Origin of the sequence: Pseudomonas sp. NPDC089554 (assembly GCF_050280645.1) — a bacterium.
Classification (GTDB): Bacteria; Pseudomonadota; Gammaproteobacteria; order Pseudomonadales; family Pseudomonadaceae; genus Aquipseudomonas.
Genome location: NZ_JBNNVR010000057.1, coordinates 12848 through 35117 on the forward strand (window position 1 = coordinate 12848; position 22270 = coordinate 35117).

Below are 22270 nucleotides of genomic sequence, written 5' to 3' on the forward strand. Positions count from 1 at the left end.
TCCCCAAGAAGTCGTTGCGTGCTCTTATTGTTTTTCTGTTGGGCTTCTTGTTTTTGTTGAGTGCCCTGCCCACAAATCAAACCTTGTGAGCCACCCCCAATTGGGGGTGAACAGCAAACGGATTGCTTTGGTCGCTGATGTCATGCTGATCTTGCGATCCAACCAGTTCAGGCGCTGCTTTTTAGTGCAGTTTTTGTTGTTCTCTGCCTGGTCGTGGGGCAAGCCCCAAACGTGCATCCTCTCCAAAAGAATCAGTTAGCCTCGCCTCCGCCATCTTGTTTTTATTGTGCGTGAGCCGTTTCGTCTTGTTCTTATTTTGAGTTGCCGTGCTTGTTATTGTTCTTGTACGAAAGATATAGCAGGTGCCGTGCCAACTTTTATAAGTCCAGCAAAATCAATGGTTTGAGAGATTTTGTGGTAAGCGGCTAGGCGGGAAATGTAGAAATTTCGTTACCGTACGCCTCGTGGCTGTTACGTCTTGCAAGCTGAGGTAACAGATTTTTCACAGTAACCGGGGGTGTTACCTGGTGGCGTGGTGATGGCGAGGCTGGCGCATCCCGGAGGATTTTGGAATGCGCCAGTGGCTCGAGGTAGCTTACTCGCTGGTCGCGTTGCTCTTGCGCCGCGGAATGCCCAGGCGTTGGCGGCGTTCCCACAGGCACTTGCGGCTGACACCCAGCTTGCGGGCAAGCTCGGTCTCGGTCATGTGGTCCTGGTGCTCGAGCACGAAGTGCTGGAAGTAGTCTTCCAGCGACAGGTCTTCGGTCGGCTCGTGGCTGGCGTTATTGGCACTGGCGCCTGTCATCACCGGCAGGCTGCCCAGGCCGTCGTCGTCTTCAAGGTCACCGAGCTCGATGTCGATGCCCAGCAGGTCGGCGGAAATTTCCGCGCTTTCACTGAGGATCACCGCGCGCTCCACGGCGTTTTCCAGTTCACGCACGTTACCGGGCCAGCTGTAGTGGCGTATCGCTTGTTCGGCTTCGCTGGAGAAGCGCAGGTCATCACGGCCGATACGCGCGCTTTGGCGCGCGAGGAAGGCGTTGGCGATTTCGTTCACATCGCTGCCGCGCTCGCGCAGGGCTGGCAGCTTCAGGGCGATGACGTGCAGGCGGTAGTAGAGGTCTTCACGGAATTGCCCGGCCTTGGACAGGTTCTTCAGGTCGCGGTGGGTCGCGGCGATCAGGCGCACATCGACTTTCTGCGATTGTACCGAGCCGACCCGGCGGATCTCGCCTTCCTGCAGTACGCGCAGCAGGCGAGCCTGGGCTTCCAGCGGCAGCTCGCCGATCTCGTCGAGGAACAACGTGCCGCCGTCGGCCGCCTCGACCAGGCCGGCACGGCCAGCGCTGGCGCCGGTGAAAGCGCCTTTCTCATGGCCGAACAGCTCGGACTCGATCAGCGTTTCCGGAATGGCCGCGCAGTTCACCGAGATCATCGGTGCCTTGGCCCGGCGCGACAGGTTGTGCAGGGCGCGAGCGACCAACTCCTTGCCGGTGCCGGACTCGCCCTGGATCAATACGTTGGAGTCGGTGGGCGCGACCTTGCGGATCTTGCTGTACAGGTCCTGCATGGGCGGGCACGAACCGATGATGCCGATTTCGCCGTTGGCAGCATTGCTGGCAGCCTTGTCGGCGGGTGCCTTGCCGTTGGCCCGAGGTTCGGCCACCGCTGCGGGGGCGTTTTGTCGGTCGCGCAGGATGCGCGCAACAGCCTGAAGCATTTCGTCATGGTCGAACGGCTTGGCAATGTAGTCGACCGCGCCCATTTTCATGGAGTCGACTGCCGAGCGCAGGCTGGCATAGCTGGTCATGATCAGCACCGGGGTGCCCTGGCCGAGCTTGATCAGCTCGGTGCCGGGGGCGCCAGGCAGGCGCAGGTCGCTGACGATCAGGTCGAAGGTGGCAATGCTGAAGCGTTCCTGGGCTTCCTGCACCGAGCCGGCTTCGCTGACCTGGTACTGGTTACGTTCCAGCAGGCGGCGCAAGGCCGAACGGATGATGGTTTCGTCTTCGACGATCAGAATATGCGGCATTGATTCAATTCTCTCGACGGTCTCGAATTTCAGGGGACGTCGCTACGACATGCCGGGGCAGGGTCACGCGGATCCGGGTACCACGTTGCCGTTCGATATCGGCCGGGCTGTCGATGGTGATTTGCCCATAATGCTCTTCCACGATGGAATAGACCAGAGCGAGCCCCAGTCCGGTTCCCTCGCCAGGGTCCTTGGTGGTGAAGAAGGGTTCGAACAGGCGGTCCATGATGTTCTTGGGAATTCCACTGCCTTCATCCTCGACCACCAGGTCGACGGTGTGCTCGTTGGCCTCGCTGCGTACGCGCACGGCACTGCCGGGCGGCGAGGCATCGCGGGCGTTGGACAGCAGGTTGATAAGCACCTGGGCCAGGCGTTGCGGGTCACCCTCGGCCCAGTGGTCCGGGTCGCAAAGGTTGAAGAACTGTACTTCGAAATTGCGCCGGTTCAACGCCAGCAGACCGATGGCATCCTGCGCCACTTCGGCCAGGTTCACCGGCTCTTCGCTGTTCTGGTGGCTGCCGCCGGCGTGGGCGAAGCTCATCAGCGACTGCACGATGCGTGAGACGCGTTTGGTCTGCTCGAGGATCTGGCTGGACAGCTCGGTGATCTCGCCATCGTCCTCGCGCTCTTCGCGCAGGTTCTGCGCCAGGCACGCGATGCCGGTGATCGGGTTGCCGATCTCGTGGGCCACCCCCGCCGCCAGGCGCCCGATGCTGGCCAGGCGCTCGGAGTGCACCAGCTTGTCTTCCAGGGCCTGGGTGTCGGTGAGGTCTTCCACCAGCAGCACCAGGCCACTGTTGCCGGGCGCCAGCGGCTCGTCGATGGCCGCCTTGTGCAGGTTGAGCCAGCGCGGTTGGCCATCAAGGGCCAGGCGCTGCTTGTGCAGGTGTTCGTCGGGTACGTTGATGAAGCCTTGCAGCAGGCTGCGCCAAGGTTCGGCGATGCTCACCAGGCGCGAGCCGACCACATGCTTGGCAGCGATCCCGGTCAGCTCTTCCATGGCCCGGTTCCACATCAAAATCTCTTGGTCCTTGGCCAACGAGCAGACGCCCATGGGCAGTTCCTGCAAGGTCTGGCGGTGGTAGCGGCGCAGGGCATCGAGCTCGGCGGCAAGGCCGGTGAGGCGCGAGTGGTAGTCTTCCAGGCGGCTTTCGATGAAGTGGATGTCTTCGGTGACGTAGCTTTCGTTGCCCGACTTGTAGGGCAGGAAGGTCTCGACCATGTCCTGGGCCACGCTCGGCCCCATCAGCCCGGACAGGTTGGCTTCGATGCGGTCGCGCAAGCGTCGCAGGGCATAGGGGCGGCGTTCGTCGAAGGGCAGGTAGAGGTCGCGCAGCGCCTGCTCCACTTCCTTCTGCGCCGCTTTCGCGCCCAGGGGCTTGGCCAACTGCGTGGCGAATTCCTGGGGCGAGGCCGCGTGCAGCTCGCGGCGCTGCGGGCGGCGTACGTTGTCCACGGCGCAGGCCTCGGCGGCGCTGACTTCCTCGCTGCTGGCATTGGTGAACAGCGAAATCAGGGTGAACAGCAGCACGTTGGCCGCCAGCGAGGCGATCGCCGCCATGTGCCAGCTGGTGTCGTCCAGCACATAGATCATGTCCAGCAGCGGAATGTAGAAGCCCTGCACGTTGCCCAGCAGCGGCAGCAGCATGGTGATGGTCCACACCAGCATGCCGGCCAACAGCCCAGCGATGAAACCACGCCGGTTGGCAGTCGGCCAGTACAGCACCGAAAGCACCCCCGGCAGGAATTGCAAGGTCGCGACGAAGGCGACGATGCCAAGGTTGGCCAGGCTCTGGTGGTAGATCTGGGTCAGGTAGAAGGCGAAGCCGGCCAGGATGATGGCCACGATCAGCGCGCGGCGGGTCCATTTCAACCAACGGTAGATGTTGCCTTCCGCCGGCGGTTGGTAGAGCGGCAGTACCAAGTGGTTCAGCGCCATGCCCGAAAGCGCCAGGGTCGTGACGATGATCAAGCCGCTTGCCGATGCGAGCCCACCGATATAGGCCAGTAATGCCAGTGCCTGGTTGTTGGCGGCGAGCCCCAGGCCCAGGGTGAAGTATTCCGGGTTGGTGCTCGCCCCCAGGCGCAGGCCGGCCCACAGGATCAAGGGCACCGCCAGGCTCATCAGCAGCAGGAACAGCGGCAGGCCCCAGCTGGCGCTGACCAGCGAACGCGGGTTGAGGTTCTCGGTAAAGGCCATGTGGTACATGTGCGGCATGACGATGGCCGAGGCGAAGAACACCAGCAACAGTGTGCGCCATGGCCCTTCCTGCAAGGGCGTGTGCAGCGCCGCCAAGGCGGTCTGGTTCTGCAACAGCCACACCTCCAGCTGGTATGGCCCGCCGAACACGCCATACAGCGCGTACAACCCCACGCCGCCGAGGGCCAGCAGCTTGATCACCGACTCGAAGGCGATGGCGAACACCAGCCCTTCGTGTTTTTCCCGGGTGGCGATATGGCGCGAGCCGAAGAAGATGGTGAACAGGATGATCAGCGCGCAGAACGCCAGCGCCACCCGCGCCTTGACCGGCTCGCCGGTGAGGATGCTGATGGAGTCGGCCACGGCCTGTATCTGCAGGGCCAGCAGCGGCAGCACGCCGATCAGCATGAAGATGGTGGTCAGCGCGCCGGCCCAGGTGCTGCGAAAACGAAACGCCAGCAGGTCAGCCAGGGACGAGAGCTGGTAGGTGCGGGTGATCTTCAGGATCGGGTACAGCAGCACCGGCGCCAGCAGGAACGCCCCGGAAACCCCCAGGTAGCAGGCCAGGAAGCCATAACCGTACTGGTAGGCCAGGCCCACCGAACCATAGAAAGCCCAGGCGCTGGCGTAGACGCCAAGGGACAGGGTGTAGGTGAGTGGGTGGCGGATGATCGAGCGCGGGATCAGCCCGCGTTCGCTGACCCAGGCCACGCCGAACAGCACCAGCAGGTAGGCGGCGCTGATCAGGATCATCTGGGTCAGGCTAAAGCTCATCGGCATCTCGTTGGCTCTGCAGGATGAAGGTGACGACGATCAGGATCAGCCAGAGCAGGTACGGGCGGTACCAGGCGCCGGTCGGTTCGATCCACCAGTCCATGATGGCCGGGGAGAACAGGTAGATCCCCACGACCAGAAGCAGGACCAAACGATAGATATACATGCGGGCCTCAAAGGGTTGGGCGCTGCGGGCTTGTCGTTATTATTGGCGCAAATGCCGGTGGCGATGCTAGCGGGATTCGGTGGTGTTCGCCAAGGGTTTGAATTTGCTGGGCTTTTGATTTTCTAGGTGGCTCTGTGCCGGTGCAGGCTCACTGTAGCGTGGCCTCCGGCACGGTCATCTGCTGCGCAATGCGCTCCGGCTTCCATTGCTGGCGCGCCACCGCTAGCACCTCGGCCGGTGTAGCGCCTTCCAACATTGGGTCGGTGTCCTGGCCCAGCGCCCGCAGAGCCCTCAACAGCAGTGGCGTCGCCTGCTGGATATCGAGCGGCGGCGAGCGATACGACTTGCCCAGCTTGTGCCCGTCCGGCTGCACGATCAGCGGAATGTGCAGGTAGCGCGGTTGCGAAAAGCCCAGCAACTCTTGCAGGTACAACTGGCGCGGGGTGTTGTCCAGCAGGTCGGCGCCGCGCACGATGTCGGTGACCCCCTGCCAGGCGTCGTCCAGTACTACTGCCAGTTGATAGGCATACAGGCCGTCGCGGCGCTGGATGACGAAGTCACCCACCTCGCGGCCCAGGTGCTGCTGGAACTCGCCTTGCACCCGGTCGCTGAAGCGATAGGTCAGCTCGGGTACGCGCAGGCGGATGGCGGCGTCCTCGCGGGCATGCAGTCGGTTGCGGCAATGCCCTGGGTAAATGCCGCCATAGCCTTCCAACTGCTTGCGCGAGCAGGTGCAGGCGTAGGCCAGCCCCATGTTGAACAGACGCTCGACCACCTCGGCGTAGGCGTCATGGCGCTGGCTTTGGCACACCACTTCGCCGTCCCATTCCAGGCCGTAGCGTTCCAGGCTCGTGAGGATGGCGTCGCGGGCACCGGGCATTTCGCGGGGCGGATCGGTGTCTTCGATGCGCAACAGCCAACGACCGTTCACGGCGCGGGCATCGAGCCAGGAGGCGAGAGCGGCCACCAGTGAGCCGAAGTGCAGGAAGCCGCTGGGCGTGGGGGCGAAGCGCCCGATGTAGGGTGCGTCTTTCATGGGTTCTGCTGGGTCTGTAAATGCAACGGGGCGCATGATGCGCCCCGTTCGTGTGGAAGAGAGATCAGCCTTTGCCGACCGTCTTTTCCTTTTTCTCCGCGATTTCCTTGCAGTCGAAGCACAGGTCGGCGGTTGGGCGGGCTTCCAGGCGGCGCAAGCCGATCTCGATGCCACAGGAATCACACCAGCCGTATTCTTCGTCCTGAATCTTCTGCAAGGTCTTGTCGATCTTCTTGATCAGCTTGCGTTCACGGTCGCGGTTGCGCAGTTCGAGGGCAAACTCTTCTTCCTGGCTTGCGCGGTCCGCAGGGTCCGGGAAGTTGGCTGCCTCGTCCTTCATATGGGTTACGGTCTGGTCGACACTGTTCATCAGTTCGAGTTTCCAGGCACCGAGAAGCTTGGTGAAGTGTTTGCGCATGGGCTCGCCCATGTACTCTTCGCCCTTGGTTTCCTTATAAGGCTCGACACCGTACATGGTCTGACCGGTTTTTTGCTTTTCTACGGTGGACATGAATAGACCGCCTCTCACTCATCTGATCCAATGCGCAGGATGCTCCATCTCCGGCGACCGCCGGCCCTGCGACTGCGAGCCGCCGAACTTACCAGATAGCTCGGGGGTGCGCTACCCCGGCCTATGCCAGGTATTGACAGCAGGCGAAGTCGCACGTTCGGTGTTTCCCAACGGTAGAATCACCAGTTTAGACCCAATTGAGAGAAGGTCATGGCCCACTCCCACAGTGCGCGTAGCCGCGCCATCGAACCCTTCCACGTCATGGCGCTGCTGGGCCGAGCCAACGAGTTGCAGGCCGCCGGCCATGACGTGATCCACCTGGAGATCGGCGAGCCGGACTTCACCACCGCCGCACCCATCGTCGAGGCCGGGCAGGCCGCGCTGGCGGCGGGCCACACCCGCTACACCGCTGCCCGTGGCCTGCCTGCGCTGCGTGAGGCAATCGCTGGCTTCTATGGTCAGCGTTATGGCGTGTCGGTCGACCCTGAGCGCATCCTCGTCACTCCCGGCGGCTCCGGTGCGCTGCTGCTGGCCAGCAGCCTGCTGGTAGACCCTGGCAAGCACTGGTTGCTCGCCGACCCAGGCTACCCCTGCAACCGCCATTTCCTGCGCTTAGTCGAAGGTGGTGCGCAGCTGGTGCCGGTAGGGCCGGAGGTCAATTACCAACTGACCCCCGACCTGGTGGAGCGCTACTGGGACAAGGACACCGTCGGAGCGCTGGTCGCTTCGCCCGCCAACCCTACCGGCACGGTGCTCGATCGCGAGGCCCTGGCCGGCCTGTCCCAGGCCACTCGCGAGCGCCAGGGGCACCTGGTGGTCGACGAGATCTACCATGGCCTGACCTACGGGATGGATGCGCCCAGTGTGCTGGAAGTGGACGACAACGCCTTCGTCCTGAATAGTTTTTCCAAGTATTTCGGCATGACCGGCTGGCGCCTCGGTTGGCTGGTCGCACCACCCGATTCGGTCGCAGACCTCGAAAAACTGGCGCAGAACCTCTACATCAGCGCCCCTAGCATGGCCCAGCACGCCGCATTGGCCTGTTTCGAGCCGCGTACCCTGGCGATCCTCGAAGAGCGCCGGGCAGAGTTCGCCCGCCGTCGCGACTACCTGCTGCCTGCGCTGCGCGAACTGGGTTTCAACATCGCCGTCGAGCCCCAGGGCGCCTTCTATCTATATGCCGACATCAGCGCCTTCGGTGGCGATGCCTTCGCCTTCTGCCGGCACTTCCTCGAAACCGAGCACCTGGCCTTCACCCCGGGCCTGGACTTCGGCCGCTACCAGGCCAGCCACCACGTGCGCTTCGCCTACACCCAGAGCCTGCCGCGCCTGGAAGAAGCGGTGCAGCGCATCGCCCGGGGCCTGCGGAGCTGGCAAGGCTGATGCGTTTTCATCCTCCACTCGAACAGGGGCGCCTGCTGCGCCGCTACAAACGCTTCCTGGCCGATATCGAGCTGGCCAGCGGCGAGCAGCTGACCATCCATTGCCCCAACACGGGCTCGATGCTCAATTGCATGCGCGAAGGTGGCCAGGTGTGGTTCAGCCGCTCCAACGACCCCAAGCGCAAGCTGCCCGGCACCTGGGAAATCAGCGAGACCCCGCAGGCCAGGCTGGCGTGCATCAACACCGGACGGGCCAATGCGCTGGTGGAGGAGGCGCTGCGCGAGGGGTGTATCGTCGAGTTGGCTGGCTTTACCGCGCTCAAGCGCGAGGTGCCTTATGGCGAGGAGCGCAGCCGCATTGATTTTCGCCTGGAGTTTGCCAGCGGCCCGGCCTATGTCGAGGTGAAAAGCGTGACCTTGGGTTACCCCGATTCGGCGGTCGCGGCCTTCCCCGATGCCGTCACCCAGCGAGGGGCCAAGCACCTGCGTGAGCTGGCAGCGTTGGCCCGTCAGGGCGTGCGGGCCGTGCAGCTGTATTGCGTGAACCTCACGGGCATCGAGGCGGTGCGCCCCGCCGAGGAGATCGATGCCGCCTATGCCCAGGCCTTGCGCGCTGCAGTAGCGGACGGGGTAGAGGTGCTGGCCTACGGCACTCGCCTGGACGCGGAAGGTATCGTCATCGACCGGCCATTGCCGGTGCTGCTCAACCCTTGAGCCAGATGCCCTGGCTGTCTTCCACGCAGCCCAGTGCTTGCAACGCCTCGCCCTCACAGGGCCCCGCCACGCATTCGCCGGACTCGATCAGGAACAAGGCACCATGGTGCGCGCAGTGGATCAGGCTGGCGCTGTCGTCGAGAAAGTGTTCTGTGGCGTCATTCAATGGAATACCCCGGTGCGGGCAGCGGTTGCGATAAACGTACACCCGGCCCTGGCGGCGTACGCCCAGCAGCTTTTCACCGGCTACGCTGAAAGCGCGGCTGTGGCCCTCGGGCAGGGCGGTGGAAGAACAGAGCAAGTGCATTACAGGTATGACTCTTGATACGTAAGGTAGCTTGACGCTTCAATGCGAATAATTATCAAATTGCCCGCATCCGCTGCGCCAGCCCTGCCATGGTGCGCAGTTCTGCCGGGCGCCACAAGGCGCCCGCCCGCCTTTTGCAAAGGAACCCGATGATGCGCCGTCCTGCTGCCCTGGCCGCCTTGTGTGCCGCGCTTGCCCTTTCTACCTCCGCCCTGGCCGCTGAGCTGCCGCAACGCTGGGTCAGCGCCGGAGGCGCGCTGAGCGAATGGGTCAGCGCCCTGGGCGGCGAGGCGCGGTTGGTGGGCGTCGATACCACCAGCCAGCACCCGGCATCGCTCAAGACCCTGCCAAGCATCGGCTACCAGCGCCAGCTCTCGGCCGAAGGCATTCTCAGCCTGCGCCCGGACGTACTGGTGGGCACCGAGGAGATGGGCCCACCGCCGGTGCTGGCACAAATTCGCAACGCCGGGGTGCGTGTCGAGTTGTTCTCCAGCCAGGCCGATCTCGCGGCGGTCGACCAGAACCTCAAGCAGTTGGGCAGCCTGCTGGGCGCCGAGCAGAAAGCCAGCGAGCTGGCGGCCAGTTATCACCAGCAGCTCGATCAGTTGCAGGCTGCGGTCAAGCAGGCCCAGACAGGCCAGAAGGCACCGGGGGTATTGCTGCTGGTCGGCCATGCTGGCGCCAAACCGCTGATTGCCGGTAGCGGTACGTCGGGCGACTGGCTGCTGCGCCAGGCCGGCGCGCGTAATCTGGCCGAGCACCAGGGCTACAAGAACTTCTCCACCGAGGCCCTGGCGGCGCTGGACCCGGATGTCGTGGTGTTCTCCGACCGGGCGCTCGACGGTGAGCAGGCCCTGCAAGCACTGCTCAAGGAAAACCCGGCGCTGGCCGCCTCCCGGGCGGTGCGTGACAAGCGTCTGGTGTCCCTCGACCCTACCTTGCTGGTAGGCGGCCTCGGCCCTCGGTTGCCGGCCACCCTGCGTGAACTGGCAGGGGCGTTCTACCCTGCGGCCAAGGCCAGCCTCACACAATGACGCCAAGGGTTCAGCCGCGCACGCTGTTCATCGGCCTGACGCTCACCTGCCTGCTGGCGGTCTGGTTGTCCCTGGCCCTGGGGCCGGTCAGCCTGCCACTGCTCGACACACTGCGCGCCGGTTTGAGGTTGCTGGGGGTGCCGCTATCCGGCGAAGGGCTCGCCCAGGCCGAGCTGATCCTTGGGCAAATTCGCCTGCCACGTACCCTGCTGGGCTTGGCGGTTGGTGCAGTGCTGGCGTTATCGGGCGTGGCGATGCAGGGGCTGTTCCGCAACCCGCTGGCCGACCCTGGGCTGGTGGGCGTGGCCAGCGGTGCGGCGTTCGGTGCCGCGCTGGCGATTGTTGGCGGTAGTTGGCTGGGGGGCATCCCGGAGTGGTTCGCGCCTTACCTGTTGTCGTTCTGTGCATTCGTTGGTGGCCTGGGTGTGACAGCGTTGGTCTACCGCCTGGGGCGACGGGAGGGGCGTACCGACGTGGCCACCATGCTGCTTGCCGGTATCGCCATGACCGCCCTCGGCGGCTCGGCGGTAGGCCTGTTCACCTACCTGGCCGATGACGCCACCTTGCGCACCCTGACGTTCTGGAACATGGGCAGCCTCAATGGCGCCAGCTATGAACGCCTGTGGCCGCTGTTGCTGGTGGCGCTGGCGGTGGCCTTTTGGCTGCCGCGTCGTGCACAAGCGTTGAATGCGCTGTTGCTGGGCGAATCGGAAGCGCGCCACCTGGGCGTCGAGGTTGAGTCGCTCAAGCGCGAACTGGTGTTCTGCACTGCGCTGGGTGTAGGCGCTGCGGTGGCTGCGGCAGGGTTGATCGGCTTCATCGGCCTGGTGGTGCCGCACCTGGTGCGTTTGCTGGTAGGGCCGGATCACCGCGTGCTGTTGCCTGCCTCGTTGCTGGCGGGCGGTTCGCTGCTGCTGTTCGCCGACCTGATCGCGCGGCTTGCGCTGGCGCCGGCCGAGCTGCCAATCGGCATCGTCACGGCCTTCATCGGCGCGCCGTTCTTCTTGTTCCTGCTGGTTCGGAGGGGCGCCTGATGCTCGAAGTCCAAGGGCTGCACCTCAAGCGTGGCAGCAACCAGGTTTTGCATGACCTGCACCTGAGCGTGAAGCCGGGGCGCCTGCTGGGTGTGCTCGGCCCCAATGGTGCTGGCAAGAGCAGCCTGCTGGGCGTGTTGAGCGGTGAGCTGGCGCCGAACCAGGGGCAGGTACTACTGCATGGGCGGGCACTGGCCGATTGGCCCGGTGCAGATCGCGCGCAACGGCTGGCGGTGCTGCCCCAGGTTTCCAGCCTGGGCTTCGCTTTTCGCGTTGCAGAGGTGGTGGGCATGGGGCGCCTGCCCCATGGCAGCGGGCGGCAACGTGACCAGGAAATTGTCGAGGCAGCTTTGCGTGCGGCAGATGCCTGGCACCTGGTCGAGCGTAGCTACCTGGCGTTGTCTGGCGGCGAACGGCAACGGGTGCACCTGGCCCGGGTCCTTGCCCAGCTGTGGCCGGGCGAGGAGGGCGCGACCTTGCTGCTGGACGAGCCTACCTCCATGCTCGACCCCTTGCACCAGCACACCACCCTGCAAGCCGTGCGCAGTTTCGCCGACCGCGGCGCTGCGGTGCTGGTGATCCTGCATGACCTGAACCTGGCTGCGCGCTACTGTGATGAGATCCTCTTGCTCGAGCAGGGCCGCTGCCATGCATTGGACGCACCGCACCAGGTGCTTACCCCTGCTGCACTAAAGGCCGTGTTCGGCATCGACGTGTTGGTGCAAGACCATCCGGAGCGTGGCCACCCGCTGATCATCACTCGCTAGGAGCTCGTAATGCGTCATCGGTTCATCTGCAGTCTTTCGATCGTGGCGCTGTTGGTTGGCTGCCAGGTGTATCAGGCCGAGCTGCCCGCATTGCCAGCCTGGCAGAGCAGCGAAGGGCGCAGCGAGGCGACACTGGGGCAGATTCGCGAATTGGCCAATGGCCGCACCCTGACACCGTTACAGCTGGTGCAGGCCCTGGCCGACGCCCCACGGGTGCTGGTTGGCGAAAAACACGACAACCCCGATCACCACCGCCTTGAGCTGTGGCTGTTGCGCGCCCTGCAAACCCAGCGCCCCCAGGGCAGTCTGCTGCTGGAGATGTTGCAGTCAGAGCAACAGCCGCGGGTAGATGCCATCAAGGCTCAGCCCACGCTACCTGAAGACCTGCCAAAGGCCTTGGACTGGCAAGAGGGTTGGAGCTGGCAAAGCTATGGGCCGATCGTGCAGTACGCGTTGACCCATCAACTTCCCTTGCTGGCCGCCGACCTGTCAAAAGCCGAAGTTCGCAAGGTTTACCGCGAGCAGCCGGTGCTGGCCGGCGCGCAGTCGAACGCTCCAGCGGTGAAGGCTGCTTTGCTCGAGGATGTACGTGCAGGCCATTGTGGGCTGCTGCCGGAAAGCCAACTCCCCGCGATGCTGGCGATCCAGCAGCAGCGTGACAGGCGTATGGCAGAGCGGCTGCTGGCGACGGCGCAACCTGCGCTGCTGATTGCCGGTAGCTACCATGCACGCAAGGACCTTGGCGTACCGCTGCATTTGGCCGACCTGGGGGCGAAAGGGGCGAGCAAGGTGCTGCTGTTGGTCGAGGTTGGGGAGGTCGTCGAGCCGGGTGCTGCCGACTATGTCTGGTACACCGCGGCGCTGCCGGAGCAGGATTACTGCGCTGGCCTGCGCAATTGAAAAGATAAAGGCCGCCAAAGCGCGGCGCGCGGGCAAAAAAAGACCCGGCAAATTGCCGGGTCAATAACCGTGATTAGCCTGATGAGGAGATAATCTGAGAGTCCGAACCAGGGAGCTTTCAGCTTATCCAACCAGTCTCGCGACCAGTTGTGATAATCATAACGATTCTCATTTCGGCGTCAATACCCTTTCTCCATTTATTCAGGTTTTTTTTGCAGGGGGGTCTTGGCGTCCAATTGCTGGTTGAGCGCTTCCTTGCGCTCGGCCGGTAAATCGTTCCAATGCATGTCCAGCAGCGCACCCTCTATGGCATAGAGCAGTACCTTCGATGCGCGAAAGCCCCGCGTCTTTACTGCCTGGTAAGCGCCAACAGCGCCCAGGCGGCGAAGGTCCGAGGCACTGTGAATGCCGGCGGCATGCAGCCATTGCGCGGAGGTCTTGCCAAGGTTTTTCAGGTGCTGCAATTCATCGTTCATCAAGCCTCCTTGCGATGGCTGAACGGGTCTGTGGATAAATCGCGAGCAGGTCAGAGAGGAGTGTAGCGGGGGTTGGTAAATACGCGGCCTTTTGCCACCTGGGCCGACAGGATGTCGAGGTGCCTGGGCCTTGCAGGGCTGCACGGCAGCCCTGGTTCACTGGCCAGGTTATGCCGGCCGGTAACGCATGCGCGTGCCGAACTTCGCCGACATCAGAATTTCGTCGGCACTCAATTGGCTTGGGAAATACGTTCCGGAGATCTGCGCATGGGAGATGCTGGCGCCTTCCAGGCCGTTCTCACGCAGGTCCAGGCCGCGCAGGTCGGCGGCACGGAAGTAGGCGTCGGTGAAGTCGATACCGCGTATATCGAGGCTGCGCAGGTCCAACCCACGAAAATCGCCACCCCGGAAGTCGATAGGCCCTTCAGCGGGGCGCTCGCGGTTGAAGGCGGCGATCTTTTCCTCGCGCACCAGGGTGTACAGGGCATTGTCCAGTTGCCTGGGCTGGTTCATGACGGCGCCTCCTCAAGGGGTGTGATGATATTGTAATGACATCACCTGAGGGGCGCCGGTCTTCATGCGTGAACTGTGGACTGTTTCACGCCTTGGCGCTTACAGGCCCGGCAGGCGCTGGCGGATTTGCTCGATCAGCTGGTCCGTGCTGGTGCTTTCATGGGTGTTCACGCGCTTGCTGTGGGGCAGTTCCTCGTCGACCAGCGGGTCGCGGCTGGCCTGTTGCGCTTTGATCACTTCCAGGGTGGCGTCGGAGGGGTCGACGTTCTCCACCTGGCGTTGCTCCAGCCAACTGGCAATGACTGCGTCGGGGGCCTGGCAGTCGAGGATCAGGAACGGCACGCCAGTTTCGCTGGCAACCTCTGCCGCAGCCATGCGCTGCTGGTGCTTGAGGTAGGTGGCATCCAGCACTACCGGCAGGCCGGCGCGCAGGATGGTCTTTGCCAGTTCGTGCAGGCGCTGGTAGGTGGCAACACTGGCGTCTTTATCGTAGATGCCGCCTTGCACTTGGCCGACGTCCTGTTGCTGCTGCTCGCCGAACAGGCGCTTGCGCTCCACGTCCGAACGTACGCGAACCGCGCCCAGCGCCTCCACCAGGCGCATGGCGACATGGCTTTTGCCTACGGCCGAGACACCATGGGTAATCGCCAGCAGGCGAGACGGAATGGCGCTGTAGCTTTCCGCCAGGTTGGCGTAGTTGCGGTAGGTGCGCAGGGTGGTGGCGCGCTGCACGCCGTCGGCGTCCGGTGCCAGGCTGAACAGGGCGACCTTGGCGCGCACCAGGGCGCGGTAGGCTTTGTAGAAGTTCAGCAGTTCGAGGCCGTCGTAGTCGCCGGTCAGCTCCAGGTACTGGCTGATGAAACGTCGCGCCAGGCATTTGAGGCCGCGGTCTTCCAGGTCCATGGCCAGGAAGGCGGTGTCGGCGTAGACGTCGGTGAAGCGGAACGGCTCGTTGAACTCGATGCAGTCGAAAATCACCACTTTGCCGTCGATCAGCGTGGCGTTGCCCAGGTGGATATCGCCATGGCATTCACGGATGAAACCCTTGGCCTTGCGCGCTTCGAGCAGTCCGTGCAGGCGCTCGAAGCTGCTGCGCGCCCAGGCTTGCAGGCTGTCCAGCTGTTGCAGGTCGGCCTTGTCGGTGAGGAACGGGCGGATCTGCTCGAAGTTCTGCTCTACTGGCTCCATCACGCTCTTGGGAGTACCCAGGGGGTGTTCCACCGGCACTTTCGGCGCTTGCAGGTGGAATTCGGCGATCTGCCGGGCCATCTGGTCGATATGGCTGGCGTTCAGCTCACCATTGGCCTGCAAGGTGTTGAGCATCTGGCCCTGTGGGAACTGGCGCATTTTCAGAGCGAACTCGATCGGCTCGCCTTCGCCGCCGATCACTGGGGCCTCAGCGCTGCCGGTAATCGGCAATACTTCCAGGTACAGGCCTTCGGTCAGGCGCTGATTCAGGCGCAACTCTTCGTTACAGAAATGCTCGCGCTGATCCAGCGCGGTGAAATCGAGGAAACCGAAGTTCATCGGCTTCTTGATCTTGTAGGCGTATTCACCAGTGAGCAGGACCCAGGAGATGTGTGTCTCGATGAGCTTGAAGCCCTCAACAGGGTGGGGGTAGAGGGCAGCGTTCTGCAGTGCGCTTATCAGGGCTTGGCTCACGAAGATTCCTTCCGAGGGTCAGGGAATTCAAAGCCACCATTATGGTCAATGGAGCCGTCCCTGCCTACCGCTGGGGCGTCCCCTGCCTTTGCAAAGTGCGTATAATCCGCCGCCATGACTCGAACCCGAAATTCCCGCACCCCCTCGAAGAAGCGCCCGAACGGCCGAGCCCGCACCTGGCTTGGCTGGGCGCTCAAGCTCAGCCTGGTTGGCCTGGTACTGGTCGCAGGTTTCGCGATCTACCTCGATGCCATTGTCCAGGAGAAATTCTCCGGCAAGCGCTGGACCATCCCGGCCAAGGTGTATGCCCGGCCCCTGGAGCTGTTCGTCGGCCAGAAACTGAGCAAGAACGACTTCCTCACCGAGCTCGATGCCCTGGGCTATCGTCGCGAGAGCGCGGCCAATGGCCCGGGCGCGGCGGCGGTCAATGGCAACAATGTCGACCTCAACACCCGCGGTTTCCAGTTCTATGAAGGCCTGGAGCCCGCGCAGTTCGTGCGTGTGCGTTTCTCCGGCGATTATGTGGCCGGCCTTTCCGGCGCCAACGGTGGCAAGCTCGATGTGGTGCGCCTCGAGCCGCTGATGATCGGCGGTATCTACCCGAAGAACCTCGAAGACCGCATCCTGATCAACATCGACCAGGTGCCGCCATATCTCCTGGAAACCCTGATCGCCACCGAGGACCGCGAGTTCTACAACCACTTCGGCGTCTCGCCCAAGTCGATTGCCCGGGCGGTCTGGGTCAACACCTCCGCCGGCGCCATGCGCCAAGGCGGCAGTACCCTGACCCAACAGTTGGTGAAGAACTTCTACCTGACCAACGAGCGCAGCCTCAGCCGCAAGCTGACCGAAGCCATGATGGCCGTGCTGCTGGAAATGCACTACGACAAGCGCGAAATCCTCGAGGCTTACCTGAACGAAGTGTTCGTCGGCCAGGATGGCCAGCGCGCAGTGCACGGCTTCGGCCTGGCCAGCCAGTTCTTCTTCAGCCAGCCGCTGGCCGAGCTCAAGCTGCACCAGATCGCCTTGCTGGTCGGCATGGTCAAGGGGCCTTCGTACTACAACCCGCGGCGCTCCCCTGAGCGTGCGCTGCAGCGGCGCAACCTGGTACTGGACCTGCTCGCCGAGCAGGGCGTGGCCAGCCAGGAAGTGGTCGACGCGGCGAAGAAGATGCCACTGGGCGTGACCAAGCGCGGCAGCCTGGCGGACAGCTCGTTCCCGGCTTTCCTCGACCTGGTCAAGCGCCAACTGCGCCAGGACTACCGCGACGAAGACCTTACCGAAGAAGGCCTGCGAATCTTCACCAGTTTCGACCCGATCCTGCAGATGAAGGCCGAGACCGCCATGAGCGAGACCTTCAAGCGCCTGGCGGGCCGTAAGGGGGCTGACGAGGTTGAGTCGGCAATGGTGGTAACCAACCCTGAAACCGGCGAGGTACAGGCGTTGATCGGCAGCCGCCAGTCTGGCTTTGCCGGGTTCAACCGGGCGATCGATGCGGTGCGGCCGATCGGCTCGCTGGTCAAACCGGCGGTGTACCTGACTGCGCTGGAAAAACCGAGCCAGTACACCCTGACCAGCTGGGTCCAGGACGAGCCATTCTCGATCAAGGGCGCCGATGGCCAGGTCTGGCGTCCGCAGAACTACGACCGCCGCCCCCACGGCACCATCTACCTGTACCAAGGGTTGGCCAACTCCTACAACCTGTCGACCGCCAAGGTCGGCCTGGAAGTCGGCGTGCCCAATGTCATCAAGACCATCGGCCGACTGGGTGTGCAGGTCGACTGGCCGGCGTTTCCGTCGATGCTGCTGGGCGCCGGTGGCATGTCGCCGATGCAGGTCGCGACCATGTACCAGACCATCGCCAACGGCGGCTTCAATACGCCGATGCGTGGCATCCGCAGCGTGCTCACCGCAGAAGGCGAGCCGCTCAAGCGCTACCCGTTCCAGATCCAGCAGACCTTCGACCCCGGCGCGATCTTCCTGGTGCAGAACGCCATGCAGCGGGTAATGCGCGAAGGTACCGGACGCTCTGTCTACAGCGTACTGCCCAGCTCGCTGACCCTGGCGGGCAAGACCGGTACCAGTAACGACTCGCGCGACAGCTGGTTCTCTGGCTTCAGCCAAGACCTGTTGGCCGTGGTATGGCTGGGCCGCGACGACAATGGCAAGACCCCGTTCACCGGCGCCACCGGTGCCTTGCAGGTGTGGACCAGCTTCATGCGCAAGGCCGACCCCCTGCCGCTGGACATGCCGCAGCCCGACAACGTGGTGCAGTCGTGGATCGATCCGTACAGCGGTCAAGGGTCCGACGGTAGCTGTCCGGGAGCCGTGCAGATGCCGTATATTCGTGGTAGCGAACCGCCCGCTGGCGTCGCCTGTGACGGCCAGCAGAACCCGGCCGAATCGGTCATGGACTGGGTCAAGGGCTGGATGAATTGAGCGCGACCTGTATTTGAAGAGGGTGTGAAGTGAACAAGTGGTGGTTTCCTGCCTTGACTACGCTGGCCTTGCTGCACGGCTGCTCCAGCGTTCCGCGTGGTTCCATTCCGGTGGTCGACTCGAGCACCCGGGTGTCCAACAGCGAGCGGGTGTCGGCCAACCGCACGGCGGTCTACCCGACCAGCGGCGGCACGTCCGAGGCGCAATCGCTACCGGAAGACTCCGGCGTGACCGTGATGATCCCGCAAGGTGCCGGTGGTGCGCCGATCCAGTCCTTCCCAGCGCAGACCGGCGCACCAGCGCTGAGCACCGGCCCGATCACGCCGAGCCCGGTCAGCAGCGGCCCGATCACCACCAACCCGAACCCGGCCGGTGACGAGCCGTTCGATATCGCCTCGATGAGCAGCGCGCCTGCCAGCACCGCGCCGACCGGCATTCCGCGTGGCAACGCGGGCGGTGGCGGGTTGTCTGCCGACGAACAGCTCGATGGCCCTGTGCTTGCACTGCTGACCACCGCCCAGCAGCAGCAGGGCAGCGGCGACTACAACGGCGCGGCCTCCAGCCTCGAGCGCGCCCAGCGTATCGCCCCGCGCGAGCCGCAGGTGCTGTACCGCCTGGCCCAGGTGCGTCTGGCCCAAGGCGATGCCGCGCAATCCGAGCAGGTGGCGCGCCGCGCCTTGACCTATGCCAATGGTCGCCCCGATCTGCAGGCTGGCTTGTGGAACATCATTGCCCAAGCTCGCGAAAAGCAGGGAGATAGCGCAGGGGCAGCCCTGGCCCGTCAGAAAGCGCGGACCAGCTCGTGATGGAGCAGCGCATCCTCGACATCGCTGACCAGTTGTTGCTGATCGAACAGGAGCTCAAGGTCCAGGGCTGGTGGGATGAGCATCCTCCTAGCGCCGAGGCGTTGGCCAGTGTGGTGCCGTTCGCTGTCGACAGCCTGAGCTTCGAGCAGTGGCTGCAATGGATCTTCCTGCCACGCATGAAACTGATTCTCGAACATGGCCAGCCGCTGCCCAACGCGTCGGGCATCCTGGTCATGGCCGAGACAGTGTTCGCCTCCCGCCCGGAAGAAAGCCGTGAGTTGCGGCGTCTTCTGGCAGCGTTCGACCAATTGATCAGCCCTTCCGCCTGATTTCTTCTCTTTTTCCCATTAGGGCCGCAGATTGTGGCCCTTTTTTGTGGAAAAGTTATTTTTCCTGCTGCTGGCGACTTTTTTATTGGTGGCAGGGATTCATCCTGAGGAAAAATTGGCAATAATTTTTCTTGACTTGCGGGCGGCGAATCAGAAGAATCCAGTTTCCGCTGTCGAGGGACTGCCAGAAGCAGACCCGCTAAGCAGATCATGAGGCGCACACCCGCGCCGACTCGTAACACCCCGCAACGCGTTACCTCGCGCTGGGTGGGAAGACCCCGCAACACTCTGGGGCGCTCCCAATACTTGCTCAGTCAGTGCTGACGTTCGCTCATGCTCTGCTTGGCAGTAAACCTATTAAGACCCGCCCGTGTGGGCGGTATTCTGGCGTTTTAGAGGTGAACAACGTGGAGCTTTTATCTGGCGCTGAGATGGTCGTCCGCTTCTTGCGTGACGAAGGCGTTAAGCACATCTACGGGTACCCTGGCGGTGCTCTCCTGCATGTTTACGATGCCCTGTTCAAGGAACCGGAAGTCCAGCACATCCTGGTCCGCCACGAACAGGCTGCGACCCATATGGCCGACGGCTACGCCCGTGCCACCGGCAAGGCCGGTGTAGTACTGGTGACTTCCGGCCCAGGCGCGACCAATGCAATCACCGGCATTGCCACCGCCTACATGGACTCGATCCCGATGGTCATCCTGTCTGGCCAGGTGCCCAGCACCATGGTCGGCACCGATGCGTTCCAGGAAACCGACATGATCGGTATCTCCCGGCCGATCGTGAAGCACAGCTTCATGGTCAAGCACGCCTCGGAAATTCCCGAAGTTCTGAAAAAAGCCTTCTATCTTGCGCAATCCGGCCGTCCCGGCCCGGTCGTGGTCGACATTCCAAAAGATATGACCAACCCGGCCGAGAAGTTCGAGTACGTCTATCCGAAGAAGGTCAAGCTGCGCTCCTACAGCCCGGCTGTTCGCGGTCACTCCGGGCAAATCCGCAAAGCAGCCGAAATGCTCTTGGCGGCCAAGCGCCCGATCATCTACTCCGGTGGCGGCGTTATCCTCGGCGGTGGCTCCGAAGCCCTTACCGAGATCGCCAAGTCGCTGAACCTGCCGGTCACCAACACGCTGATGGGCCTGGGTAGCTTCCCAGGCACTGACCACCAGTTCCTCGGCATGCTCGGCATGCACGGCAGCTTCACTTCGAACATGGCCATGCACCATGCCGATGTGATCCTCGCTGTCGGCGCGCGTTTCGACGACCGCGTGATCAACGGCCCGGCCAAGTTCTGCCCGAACGCCAAGATCATCCACATTGACATCGACCCAGCGTCGATCTCCAAGACGATCAAGGCCGACGTGCCTATCGTTGGCCCGGTCGAGAGCGTGCTGAGCGAAATGCTCGCCATCCTCAAGGAAATCGGCGAGCAGCCTGAAAAGGCCGCGCTGGATGCCTGGTGGAAGCAGATCGACGAATGGCGAGGCGAGCGCGGCCTGTTCCCTTACGACAAGGGCGACGGCAGCGTCATCAAGCCTCAGCAGGTCATCGAGACCCTGTGCGAAGTCACCAACGGCGATGCCTTCGTGACCTCCGACGTGGGCCAGCACCAGATGTTCGCGGCGCAGTACTACCGCTTCAACAAACCCAACCGCTGGATCAACTCCGGTGGCCTGGGCACCATGGGCTTCGGCTTCCCCGCAGCCATGGGCATCAAGCTCAACTTCCCTGAGCAGGACGTGGCTTGCGTCACTGGCGAAGGCAGCATCCAGATGAACATCCAGGAGCTGTCCACCTGCATGCAGTACGGCTTGCCGGTGAAAATCGTCAACCTGAACAACGGGGTATTGGGCATGGTCCGCCAGTGGCAGGACATGTCGTACAACGGCCGTCACTCGCACTCCTACGTCGAGTCGCTGCCGGACTTCATCAAGCTGGCCGAGGCCTATGGCCATGTGGGTATCCGCATCACCAGCCTGAAAGACCTCAAGCCGAAACTGGAAGAGGCCTTCGCGATGAAGGACCGCCTGGTGTTCATCGACATCGCGGTCGACCGGACCGAGCACGTCTACCCGATGCAGATCCGGGACGGCTCGATGCGTGACATGTGGCTGAGCAAGACGGAGCGTACCTGATATGCGGCACATCATTTCCCTGCTGCTGGAAAACGAACCCGGTGCCTTGTCCCGCGTGGTCGGCCTGTTCTCCCAGCGCAACTACAACATCGAAAGCCTGACCGTTGCGCCGACCGAGGACCCGACCCTGTCGCGCCTCACCCTCACCACCGTGGGTCATGACGAAGTGATCGAGCAGATCACCAAGAACCTGAACAAGCTGGTGGAAGTGGTCAAGTTGGTCGACCTCTCGGAAAGCGCTCATATCGAGCGCGAACTGATGTTGGTCAAGGTCAAGGCCACCGGTGCCCAGCGTGCCGAGATCAAGCGCACCACGGATATCTTCCGTGGGCAGATCGTCGATGTCACCGCCAGCGTGTACACCGTGCAACTGAGCGGCACCAGCGACAAGCTGGACAGCTTCATCCAGGCGATCGGTACCGCGTCTATTCTCGAAACCGTGCGCAGTGGTGTCACCGGCATTGCCCGTGGCGACAAAGTACTCAGCATCTAACCAAACACTTTAGCGATGGCTCCAAAGGGGCCGAGATATAACCAGGGGTATTTCCATGAAAGTTTTCTACGACAAAGACTGCGACCTTTCCATCATCCAGGGTAAGAAAGTCGCCATCATCGGTTACGGCTCCCAGGGTCACGCCCAAGCGTGCAACCTGAAGGACTCCGGTGTAGATGTCACCGTCGGTCTGCGCAAAGGTTCGGCCACCGTTGCCAAGGCAGAAGCCCACGGCCTGAAAGTCGCTGACGTCGCCACTGCCGTCGCCGCTGCCGACCTGGTCATGATCCTGACCCCGGACGAGTTCCAGGGCGCGCTGTACAAGAACGAAATCGAGCCGAACATCAAGAAGGGCGCCACCCTGGCCTTCTCCCACGGCTTCTCGATCCACTACAACCAGGTCGTTCCACGTGCCGACCTCGACGTGATCATGATCGCGCCGAAGGCCCCGGGCCACACCGTGCGTTCGCGCCAGAAGGACTTCCTCGACAAGGCTGGGCGCGACTGCACGCTGTTCAGCGTCGAGCGCAGCCTCTCGGGCTTGCGGGCGATCCGCCGTGCCG

General features: G+C 63.1%; 21 protein-coding genes. 12 read left to right on the forward strand and 9 right to left on the reverse strand.

What is annotated here, in order from left to right; genetic code table 11:
• Window positions 1-595: 595 nt before the first annotated feature.
• From ACQKPE_RS16945 to dksA, 5 genes are all read right to left on the reverse strand, one after another.
• Window positions 596-2032, reverse strand: a complete 1437-nt coding sequence (locus ACQKPE_RS16945) for a sigma-54-dependent transcriptional regulator (RefSeq protein ID WP_427667615.1) — start codon at window positions 2030-2032, stop codon at window positions 596-598.
• A 4-nt stretch (window positions 2033-2036) separates the two neighbouring features.
• The gene (locus tag ACQKPE_RS16950) at window positions 2037-5012 is read right to left on the reverse strand and encodes a sensor histidine kinase (RefSeq protein WP_427667616.1); all 2976 of its coding nucleotides are present in this window, start codon (window positions 5010-5012) and stop codon (window positions 2037-2039) included.
• Window positions 4996-5172 carry a hypothetical protein gene (locus tag ACQKPE_RS16955; RefSeq protein ID WP_003250005.1) on the reverse strand — a complete coding sequence of 59 codons (177 nt, stop codon included), beginning with the start codon at window positions 5170-5172 and terminating at the stop codon, window positions 4996-4998. Before ACQKPE_RS16955 ends, ACQKPE_RS16950 begins: the two co-directional genes overlap by 17 nt.
• 148 nt (window positions 5173-5320) lie before the next feature.
• A complete protein-coding gene (gene gluQRS, locus ACQKPE_RS16960; protein ID WP_427667618.1) occupies window positions 5321-6208 on the reverse strand; it encodes a tRNA glutamyl-Q(34) synthetase GluQRS in 888 nt (295 codons plus the stop codon).
• Window positions 6209-6272: 64 nt separating this feature from the next.
• Entirely contained in the window at window positions 6273-6719 is a 447-nt protein-coding gene (dksA, locus tag ACQKPE_RS16965) for an RNA polymerase-binding protein DksA (protein ID WP_375098718.1), read from the reverse strand.
• Between the two features lie 210 nt (window positions 6720-6929).
• Here dksA and ACQKPE_RS16970 point away from each other — a divergent pair, with 210 nt between their 5' ends.
• Both ACQKPE_RS16970 and sfsA read left to right on the forward strand, forming a co-directional pair.
• The gene (locus ACQKPE_RS16970) at window positions 6930-8102 is read left to right on the forward strand and encodes a pyridoxal phosphate-dependent aminotransferase (protein ID WP_427667620.1); all 1173 of its coding nucleotides are present in this window, start codon (window positions 6930-6932) and stop codon (window positions 8100-8102) included.
• Window positions 8102-8815, forward strand: coding sequence for a DNA/RNA nuclease SfsA (sfsA, locus tag ACQKPE_RS16975; protein ID WP_427667621.1), 714 nt, complete (start codon window positions 8102-8104; stop codon window positions 8813-8815). The genes ACQKPE_RS16970 and sfsA overlap by 1 nt, the downstream gene beginning before the upstream one ends.
• Here the strand turns inward: sfsA and ACQKPE_RS16980 are convergent.
• Entirely contained in the window at window positions 8805-9122 is a 318-nt protein-coding gene (locus ACQKPE_RS16980; protein ID WP_427667623.1) for a Rieske (2Fe-2S) protein, read from the reverse strand. The two genes, sfsA and ACQKPE_RS16980, sit on opposite strands and share 11 nt — an antisense overlap.
• 149 nt (window positions 9123-9271) lie before the next feature.
• On the opposite strand from ACQKPE_RS16980, the gene ACQKPE_RS16985 reads away from it, so the two are divergent.
• From ACQKPE_RS16985 to ACQKPE_RS17000, 4 genes are read left to right on the forward strand one after another with little or no spacing between them, the layout of a single operon-like run.
• Window positions 9272-10156 carry a heme/hemin ABC transporter substrate-binding protein gene (locus ACQKPE_RS16985; protein WP_427667625.1) on the forward strand — a complete coding sequence of 295 codons (885 nt, stop codon included), beginning with the start codon at window positions 9272-9274 and terminating at the stop codon, window positions 10154-10156.
• 50 nt (window positions 10157-10206) lie between these two features.
• The gene (locus tag ACQKPE_RS16990) at window positions 10207-11190 is read left to right on the forward strand and encodes a FecCD family ABC transporter permease (protein ID WP_427667642.1); all 984 of its coding nucleotides are present in this window, start codon (window positions 10207-10209) and stop codon (window positions 11188-11190) included.
• Complete coding sequence (locus ACQKPE_RS16995; RefSeq protein WP_427667626.1) at window positions 11190-11957, forward strand: heme ABC transporter ATP-binding protein; 768 nt, start codon at window positions 11190-11192, stop codon at window positions 11955-11957. Before ACQKPE_RS16990 ends, ACQKPE_RS16995 begins: the two co-directional genes overlap by 1 nt.
• 9 nt (window positions 11958-11966) lie before the next feature.
• Window positions 11967-12857 carry a ChaN family lipoprotein gene (locus ACQKPE_RS17000; RefSeq protein ID WP_427667628.1) on the forward strand — a complete coding sequence of 297 codons (891 nt, stop codon included), beginning with the start codon at window positions 11967-11969 and terminating at the stop codon, window positions 12855-12857.
• A 197-nt stretch (window positions 12858-13054) separates the two neighbouring features.
• On the opposite strand, the gene ACQKPE_RS17005 is transcribed toward ACQKPE_RS17000, so the two are convergent.
• The 3 genes from ACQKPE_RS17005 to ACQKPE_RS17015 form a co-directional block, all read right to left on the reverse strand.
• Window positions 13055-13333, reverse strand: a complete 279-nt coding sequence (locus tag ACQKPE_RS17005; RefSeq protein ID WP_427667630.1) for a TfoX/Sxy family protein — start codon at window positions 13331-13333, stop codon at window positions 13055-13057.
• A 168-nt stretch (window positions 13334-13501) separates the two neighbouring features.
• Entirely contained in the window at window positions 13502-13846 is a 345-nt protein-coding gene (locus ACQKPE_RS17010) for a pentapeptide repeat-containing protein (protein ID WP_427667632.1), read from the reverse strand.
• 99 nt (window positions 13847-13945) lie between these two features.
• Window positions 13946-15508, reverse strand: a complete 1563-nt coding sequence (locus tag ACQKPE_RS17015; RefSeq protein ID WP_427667633.1) for an AAA family ATPase — start codon at window positions 15506-15508, stop codon at window positions 13946-13948.
• A 114-nt stretch (window positions 15509-15622) separates the two neighbouring features.
• On the opposite strand from ACQKPE_RS17015, the gene mrcB reads away from it, so the two are divergent.
• The 6 genes from mrcB to ACQKPE_RS17045 all read left to right on the forward strand — a co-directional run.
• Window positions 15623-17947 carry a penicillin-binding protein 1B gene (gene mrcB / locus ACQKPE_RS17020; protein ID WP_427667634.1) on the forward strand — a complete coding sequence of 775 codons (2325 nt, stop codon included), beginning with the start codon at window positions 15623-15625 and terminating at the stop codon, window positions 17945-17947.
• Window positions 17948-17976: 29 nt separating this feature from the next.
• Entirely contained in the window at window positions 17977-18753 is a 777-nt protein-coding gene (locus tag ACQKPE_RS17025) for a tetratricopeptide repeat protein (protein ID WP_427667636.1), read from the forward strand.
• A complete protein-coding gene (locus ACQKPE_RS17030) occupies window positions 18750-19082 on the forward strand; it encodes a YqcC family protein (protein WP_427667638.1) in 333 nt (110 codons plus the stop codon). The genes ACQKPE_RS17025 and ACQKPE_RS17030 overlap by 4 nt, the downstream gene beginning before the upstream one ends.
• A gap of 407 nt (window positions 19083-19489) precedes the next feature.
• Complete coding sequence (locus tag ACQKPE_RS17035; RefSeq protein ID WP_427667640.1) at window positions 19490-21214, forward strand: acetolactate synthase 3 large subunit; 1725 nt, start codon at window positions 19490-19492, stop codon at window positions 21212-21214.
• Between the two features lies 1 nt (window position 21215).
• Window positions 21216-21707, forward strand: coding sequence for an acetolactate synthase small subunit (ilvN, locus tag ACQKPE_RS17040; protein WP_003250040.1), 492 nt, complete (start codon window positions 21216-21218; stop codon window positions 21705-21707).
• Between the two features lie 55 nt (window positions 21708-21762).
• The coding region (locus ACQKPE_RS17045; RefSeq protein WP_427667641.1) for an NAD(P)-dependent oxidoreductase at window positions 21763-22270 on the forward strand (508 nt) is incomplete at its 3' end.